The sequence below is a fragment of the uncultured Metabacillus sp. genome (assembly GCF_947503125.1).
Taxonomy (GTDB): Bacteria; Bacillota; Bacilli; order Bacillales; family Bacillaceae; genus Metabacillus.
In genome coordinates this window covers 37,085-44,176 of sequence record NZ_CANNCR010000037.1, presented here as the reverse complement: position 1 = coordinate 44,176, position 7,092 = coordinate 37,085, and the positions used below count along the sequence as shown (strand labels likewise).

General features: G+C 34.4%; 9 protein-coding genes and 2 pseudogenes. 7 read left to right on the top strand and 4 right to left on the bottom strand.

Annotation, left to right across the window (positions count from 1 at the left end; genetic code table 11):
- From Q1B07_RS19005 to Q1B07_RS18995, 3 genes and pseudogenes are all read left to right on the top strand, one after another.
- Positions 1-614 (top strand): annotated as a pseudogene (locus Q1B07_RS19005) (IS21 family transposase); the annotation flags it as partial.
- Positions 614-1,381 (top strand): IS21-like element helper ATPase IstB, encoded by a 768-nt coding sequence (istB, locus tag Q1B07_RS19000; protein ID WP_299092393.1) that lies wholly within the window; start codon positions 614-616, stop codon positions 1,379-1,381. The pseudogene Q1B07_RS19005 and the gene istB, both read left to right, overlap by 1 nt.
- Positions 1,382-1,405: 24 nt before the next feature.
- Positions 1,406-1,957, top strand: a complete 552-nt coding sequence (locus tag Q1B07_RS18995) for a DUF4238 domain-containing protein (RefSeq protein WP_299093063.1) — start codon at positions 1,406-1,408, stop codon at positions 1,955-1,957.
- Between the two features lie 397 nt (positions 1,958-2,354).
- Here Q1B07_RS18995 and Q1B07_RS27075 read toward each other — a convergent pair whose 3' ends face one another.
- Positions 2,355-2,795 carry a zinc ribbon domain-containing protein gene (locus Q1B07_RS27075; protein WP_366945231.1) on the bottom strand — a complete coding sequence of 147 codons (441 nt, stop codon included), beginning with the start codon at positions 2,793-2,795 and terminating at the stop codon, positions 2,355-2,357.
- Between the two features lie 48 nt (positions 2,796-2,843).
- Here Q1B07_RS27075 and Q1B07_RS18990 point away from each other — a divergent pair, with 48 nt between their 5' ends.
- From Q1B07_RS18990 to Q1B07_RS18975, 4 genes are all read left to right on the top strand, one after another.
- Positions 2,844-3,026 carry a hypothetical protein gene (locus tag Q1B07_RS18990; protein WP_299833285.1) on the top strand — a complete coding sequence of 61 codons (183 nt, stop codon included), beginning with the start codon at positions 2,844-2,846 and terminating at the stop codon, positions 3,024-3,026.
- A gap of 131 nt (positions 3,027-3,157) precedes the next feature.
- A complete protein-coding gene (locus Q1B07_RS18985) occupies positions 3,158-3,448 on the top strand; it encodes a hypothetical protein (protein ID WP_299093066.1) in 291 nt (96 codons plus the stop codon).
- 172 nt (positions 3,449-3,620) lie between these two features.
- Positions 3,621-3,980 carry a response regulator gene (locus Q1B07_RS18980; RefSeq protein WP_299093067.1) on the top strand — a complete coding sequence of 120 codons (360 nt, stop codon included), beginning with the start codon at positions 3,621-3,623 and terminating at the stop codon, positions 3,978-3,980.
- A 219-nt stretch (positions 3,981-4,199) separates the two neighbouring features.
- Entirely contained in the window at positions 4,200-4,685 is a 486-nt protein-coding gene (locus tag Q1B07_RS18975) for a CcdC family protein (protein ID WP_299093068.1), read from the top strand.
- A 169-nt stretch (positions 4,686-4,854) separates the two neighbouring features.
- On the opposite strand, the gene Q1B07_RS18970 is transcribed toward Q1B07_RS18975, so the two are convergent.
- The 3 genes and pseudogenes from Q1B07_RS18970 to Q1B07_RS18960 form a co-directional block, all read right to left on the bottom strand.
- Entirely contained in the window at positions 4,855-5,280 is a 426-nt protein-coding gene (locus Q1B07_RS18970; RefSeq protein WP_299093069.1) for a DUF2621 domain-containing protein, read from the bottom strand.
- A 149-nt stretch (positions 5,281-5,429) separates the two neighbouring features.
- Entirely contained in the window at positions 5,430-5,639 is a 210-nt protein-coding gene (locus Q1B07_RS18965) for a hypothetical protein (protein ID WP_299093070.1), read from the bottom strand.
- Between the two features lie 316 nt (positions 5,640-5,955).
- Positions 5,956-7,092 (bottom strand): annotated as a pseudogene (locus Q1B07_RS18960) (alcohol dehydrogenase catalytic domain-containing protein).

Sequence of the window (7,092 nt, the reverse complement as noted above, 5' to 3'; positions counted from 1 at the left end):
CAAGATACGTCCGTAAGGACAATACGATTTTATATAAATCCAACCGCTATTCAGTTCCTCTCGGAACATACAAAAAAGATAAAATCATCTATTTAACAATTAATGAAGATAATCGTCTCGAGATTAGAGAAAATCATGATGGTCCAATTATAGCAGTCCACACACTTGATAATGGACGAGGAAAGCTAATTCAAGACCGGCAACATACTCGAGATAGAACCAAAGGTATACCAGAGTATATCGCTACTATTGCCTCGAAATTTAGCAATTTAGAACAGGCAACGTACTTTTTGGAAAATGTTCATCGAAATTATCCACGATACATTCGGGACCAACTTCAATTAATAAGCAGAACAATTGAAGGATTAGAAGAAACCCTAAAAAATGAGGCACTTCAGGAATGTATAAAACGAAAGTTGTTTAGTGCAAATGATTTTAGCGATGTCATTCAGTATATAAAACGACACCGCTCATTGAACACTGAACAGTCGCATCAAATTTTAACAGATACGCTTATAAAACCTTTGCACGAAATGGACAAAGCTTTGATTGAAGCAAAACCTGCAGTTCGAGATTTGGATGACTACATGAACTTTTTTAAAGGAGTACAGTAATGCATAACAATATAGTTTCTATTCAACAGCAATTAAAGTCGTTAAATTTTGCAGAGACAGCCAAAATTGTACCCGATTTAATTCAAAAAGCAGAATTAGATGATTGGACCTATCACCAATTCCTTCGGGAATTATTGGGCTATGAACAAAAACGAAGAGAAGAGAAACAAGTTGAAAAGCGCTTAAAATGGGCTGCTTTCCCTTTCCATAAAACATTAAATGAATTTGATATTGAAGAGCAGCAATCCTTAAGCCGAAGGCAATTTAAGCAATTAGGAGAGCTATCATGGCTTGATCAAATGTTTAACCTAATCCTACTTGGACCGCCAGGTGTAGGTAAAACTCACTTGGCCGTAGGGCTAGGTCTAGAGGCAATATATAAGGGCTACAAAGTTTCTTTTATCTCTATGGGAGAACTAGTACACACTTTAAAAACGGAGGAAATAACAAGGAAATCCCAAAACCGTTTAAAAAGAATTCGCGGTTCAAATTTAATCATCATTGATGACCTTATGTTTATGGCTATGGACCAAAGAGAAGCAAACTTATTCTTTCATTTAATCAATGACCTTTATAACAATGCATCAATTATTCTAACTTCAAATAAAGGTCCATCTGATTGGGGAGAACTGATAGGAGATCCAGCTATTACAACGGCAATCTTAGACCGAATTGTTCATCGTTCAGAAATTCTGTATTTAAATGGAGATAGCTATAGAATGAAACATCGTTCTTCCATTTTTGAAGAAGAAACTGTTCAAAATTAATTAGCAAAAAGTGTTCAATTTCACTTGACGCTTACAATGTATGAAAAAGGTACAAAGTTATTACTCCAGAAGGGGTTAAAAGATGAAATTAACTCTGAATTTCTGGATAGTTTAGAAATAAAGTTGAAAGAAAATAGGATTAATTTAATTCATAATGATCAATTGATAGACACAGAACTATTAGAATCTTTTGCAAAGATATTTTTAAAACATATTTGGATTTTTGCTGTTAACGAAACAGATAACTTATTTTATACATCCGACAATCCATTGGTCTTGTATGGTCATGAAGAACATCAAGGGATAGGCAGTAAAGGTGTAGAAATAATTTTTCCTATTACACCGAAATTAGCTTTAGTGATGAGAGAAGTTGAACATTTTCAAAGTGATTTGTCTTTATACAATAGATTTATTCATATTCCTGAAGATTACATAAATTTCTATAATGAACTTCAAGTATTTCAATCCTATAAGTATATTTTTTCAAAAGATGAAAGCTTTAGTTTGGCGTTAGAATTGATGGAAAAATATCCAGAACTTAAGGATATTAATAGGAATAGGTTTCTAATGGGATGATAACCATTTTAATAAACATCACGGTGAACCGTACCATAATTAGAGGCAAAAAAGGTTGAAGATAAGGTGATATTTTGTTAACGGAAGCGGATATGAATGTAGAAGAAAGATCTTCTCTATCCGTCGATACAATAAGTGAATAAGCGTGAAGGTCTTTGAAAGGTTAACTTCTGAAAAGTCAAAATTTAATTCATTTCATTGACAGTACGTGACTTTCCTACTTCTTGCTTAATAGTGACTTTGTGAACCAGGAGATGGAGCAGTTGCTTTTATTTTTCCTTTGATATGCCTGTCTGTATTCTAAAATGAACCACCAAGAGCATCTCAATAAGTTCTGATTGAATGAATACTGATTTAGAGGAATTAAGTTTTAAGGTAAATTTGTTTTTCCTATTTTCTAACTCAGTATTTTCATGAGCAATCTTTTGCAAACTACATTGTAAAATGGCAGTTGGAAATGTGTTCTGTTCAATGGCTTCACGGTATTTATCCTGAAGGACTTGTATCTCGGAAAGACGATCCTCACCTGCATTAGTTCCTGTTGAAGTTCGGTTAGAGAATCGTCCGTGGATGAATTAATTGCCTGAATTTTATTGTAGAAGTGTTCTTTTTCCTTCAAAAAACACTCAATTTTCTTTAACACAAAGTTCTCTGCTTCATAAGCCTTTACAGAGTTAGCTTTACATGCTGCAACACCTTTATTATGGAAATTAGAACAAACAGAATAACGGTACTTTATTTTGGTTCCATCTTTTCTTTTAGTTGTAGTAATGGATGGTACCATTCCTTCAGAACAGCGTAAAATACTACTTAGTAGGAATGGTTCATTTTCTTGCATACTAAATAGATAGGTACAAACTTACAGAAATATATGTTAGAAGGTGAAATGATGAAAAAGCCAATTGATTTAAATTCTTTGATAAGTAGTTATAGAGACTTACCAATAGAAAATTTTGAACTTTTGCAAGATTTTTTTAGTTTTTCTATGAAAAATGATGAAATCGACCAAATTGCTTCTTTTATCGAAAACTTATCTGTAAAAAGCAAATATCTGGGCTATTTTTTGTAGGCTATAAAATACCACAAATTGATAAAGAGTTTGATTTACTGAGGTTAGGAAAGGACTATATTTTAAATATAGAGATTAAAACTATTTTAAATATAGAGATTAAAACTATATTAAATGAAGAAAAAGCTCGAATGCAATTAGTGAAAAATAAATATTATTTATCCTCTTTAGGCAAAGAAACTAAGTTGTTTACATACGTTGCAGAAGAGAATAGGTTGTATTTATTAAATGACGATGAGCTTTTTCAACCAACAGATTTCTCTACTTTAGAACTACTTCTAGTTAGTCAAAAATTAGAGCACCATACAAATATAGATGAGTTATTCGACCCATCTGAATTTTTAGTATCTCCATTCAATGATTGCGATAGGTTTATTAGTGGATCCTATTTTTTGACCAAGCAGCAAGAACAATCTTTTTGAGTCGATTTTACTATGCTTAAGGGAACTTTTTGATATAATGATATTAAGAGTGTATACGATTGCTTTTGTTGTGAAGGATTCGGACTTTCATACTTCTTATATGCAATCGCCTTCACATTTGAAGTTTGACTTTTATCAGGCTTCCTTATCATTTTTTCAGGAGGAACTAGGCATGGCTAGAATTTTAATTGTTGATGATGCCAAGTTTATGAGAATGACGTTATCAAATATCTTAATAAAGGCGAACCATACAATCGTTGGAGAAGCAGAAAATGGAATAGAGGCGGTTGATCTTTTTGTTAAAGAAAAGCCAGACTTAGTAACGATGGATATAACAATGCCAGAAAAAAATGGACTCGAAGCACTTAAAGAGATTAAGCAAGAATATCCTGATGCAAAAATTATAATGTGCTCGGCAATGGGTCAGCAAAAAATGGTTGTCGATGCAATTGAGGCTGGTGCTAAGGATTTCATTGTAAAGCCCTTTGATGAAAGCCGTGTGATCGAAGCAGTTAAACGTGTGCTAAATTAAGAGGACATTTGAGGCTGTCTCAACAGGGGTCTAATCCTATTAATGAACAATCATATATGGACTCATCGCGGTTCAATTTATGTTGTTTTACGGATCTGACCTTTTGGTATGAGGCAGTCTTTTTAACTGTCTAAAAATCAAATAGAAATATGTGTAGGTAATTATGGAAATATCGTTTATACTAAGACTAGTTAGTTGTTGAGTAAAGGATTGATTTGTTTGTTTACAATTATTTCTTCCTTTGTTGCCATAGGAATGGCTTTGCTCGTTTTATTCGTTCGAATGAAATCAGCTAAAAAGCCTGCAACCGCAAAGAAAATTATTTTGCCGCCAATTTTTATGAGTACTGGTGCACTTATGTTTATCCATCCAATGTTTCGAGTAACTGTTGCTGAATTTTTTGAAGCTCTAATAGTAGGAATGCTCTTTTCGATCTTTTTGATTAAAACTTCGAATTTTGAAATCAGGGAGAATAACATTTATCTGAAACGCTCTAAAGCGTTTGCATTTATACTAATCGGATTGTTACTCATTCGTATTATCATGAAATCTTATTTAAGTAGTACGATAGATTTTGGAGAGTTAAGTGGTATGTTTTGGATACTTGCATTTGGGATGATTGTTCCATGGCGAATCGCGATGTATATTTCTTATAAACGAGTTAAGGAACAGCTTGATTCATCGACAAATATACCAACGATATAAATTTTTGCAGGCTCTCACACGCCCAAGTGTTCGAGATGAAGTATCTAGCGTCTTTCGCTCCGATTATCTTAGTTGCTTACACATGAAGAAGAGGCTGTCTCAAACCCTTTAAAAAAGGAACCCCTTTGAGACAGCCTCTTTTTGCTATTATAGACTAAACATATCGAGTCTAAAAGAGGGCTTTATATGCTGTGTAATCGATTTGCTTCTCTTTCAATCGCTTAATTAGAAATTTATGATCACGTTTTGGGGTTGCCATAATATATCCTCTGATCACTAAATCCAATGTTATTTTTGAGGCATTTTCATTTAACGCAAGCTCCCCAATTTTGCCGGCGATTTTTTGCCGGGCAACATCCCGAAAAAGCTCAGGAACAGGTTCTACTAGTTCCTCCAGCAATTTTTTCTCATCCTGATTCCATAAATGTCTTGTTTTGTCTAAATAATAATCCTGCCAATCTAAGTCTGATTTGCCATCTTCTTTTGGCAGTCTTTTAAGAAACTTTCGGAACATGAAAAATCCGCCGATTGCTAACATCGAGAGTAAAAAAACGGTCCAAAACAGGATAAACCATAGAAACCAGCCTTCCAGCAATTTTATCACCTCGTATGAAAAAAACTTGTACCATATTAACAGGCAGCTTGTCTCCGTCTTTCGAACAAATGGTTCTAAAAGGGGGGGACAAAACTGCCTTGTTTTTCTCGATTAATTCTTATTATACACATGGATAGTAAAGGTGAAAACTATTCTTGATGACCATAAGCATGATGTTCTTTTGCTAAGAGGAGCAATGCTTTCTTGACTGCTTCAACCTTTTTACGGTCATAGGATGAAGTCATTAATTCATTTAATTCAGCTTGAACATGGAATATTGAATGTTTATAGTAAATATCAAGTCGTATTGTCCCAGCATCTGTGGGCAGATAAACAAATTCACAAGTACGTACCATCATCGGCTCCTCCTAGAAATCCACTATTATGTACAAATGCATAAATTTTTTTGAAAAAAAAGGATATCTACTTCAATAATAGCAGATAGCACAAAGATTTTCACTCTATATAAATAAAAAAATGCCTGATTTAAAATCAGGCACCCGTTCCTTCCGATCCGTACATGGTTAAGTGTCCCGCAACAAGCGAATGATTCGGAAGGAACATTAATACTTTATACATTATCATAGAGGGTTATGCCAGGTAAAGCCCAAATATTTATTAAAAGGTAAGATATCAAACTTAACGGGTAATAATCCCGACTCAAGGAAGTCTTTTTTAAGGTTTTAAAATAATTTTTAAACAGTTATTACTCCTATTATTAAACATCTGAAAACCTTCTTCCGCTGCTTCAAGTGATATTCGATGGGAAATGATATCACGTGGATCCAATTTTTCATTGTTTAGCATTGCATAAAGAGGTTGAAAAGATGGCTTAACAGGTGCAAGCCCCATCTTTAAGGTAATATTCCTGATGTAGAAATCACCTAATGGAAATGTGTTATACCTTGTCCCGTAAATTCCGATAAGCTGAACAGTTCCACCTTTACGAACTATTTGTGAGGCTAATTCGATGGTTTGTAGAGAGCCGCCTTGTAATCTTAAAGCCGTTTCTACGATTTCTACTAGTTTCATCTTGCCGCTCATTCCAACACAATCAATTACAACGTCTGCTCCACCATTAGTTATCTCTTTAAGAATGAATGGTAGTTACTTCGTTTTGTCAAAGTGATAGGTTTCGACCTTATTGGTATTTTGGGCATGTTGTAAACGATAGTCAACACGGTCCACTACAATGACTCTTTCGGCTCCTTTTAGCCATGCAAGTTTTTGGGTGAGAAGGCCGATCGGTCCCGACCCTAGTATAATGACAGTGTCCCCAGACTTAAGGCCAGAATTTTCAATCGCCCAGTAGGCAGTGGGGAGCGCATCTGTCATTAACAACAACAAGTCATCATCAATTTCACAATTATTAGGGACTAAGATTGGGTTAAAATTAGCAAATGGTACTCGAAGCTGCTCTGCTAGACAGCCGTCAAAATCACCTAAAAGCCGAGAATATCCATAGCAAGCTCCAATCTCACCCTCTATATTGGCATTATCACATTGGCTATCCAATGAATGATGACAATAAAAACATTCACCACAACCTATGGTGTAAGGAATAATGACTTTGTCACCCTTTTTTACATGGTCAATAGCTTTGCCGACCTCTGAAACAATACCGATTGTTTCATGACCAATAATATAATCTTTTTCAAGACTTGGGATTAATCCATGATATAAATGAAGATCAGAACCGCAAATCGATGTAGATGTAACGTTGATTACAATATCATCATCTTTTTCTAGCTTAGGATTCTGAACCTCTTTTACCTTAACATGTTTAAATCCTTGATACGTAACAGCTTTCAT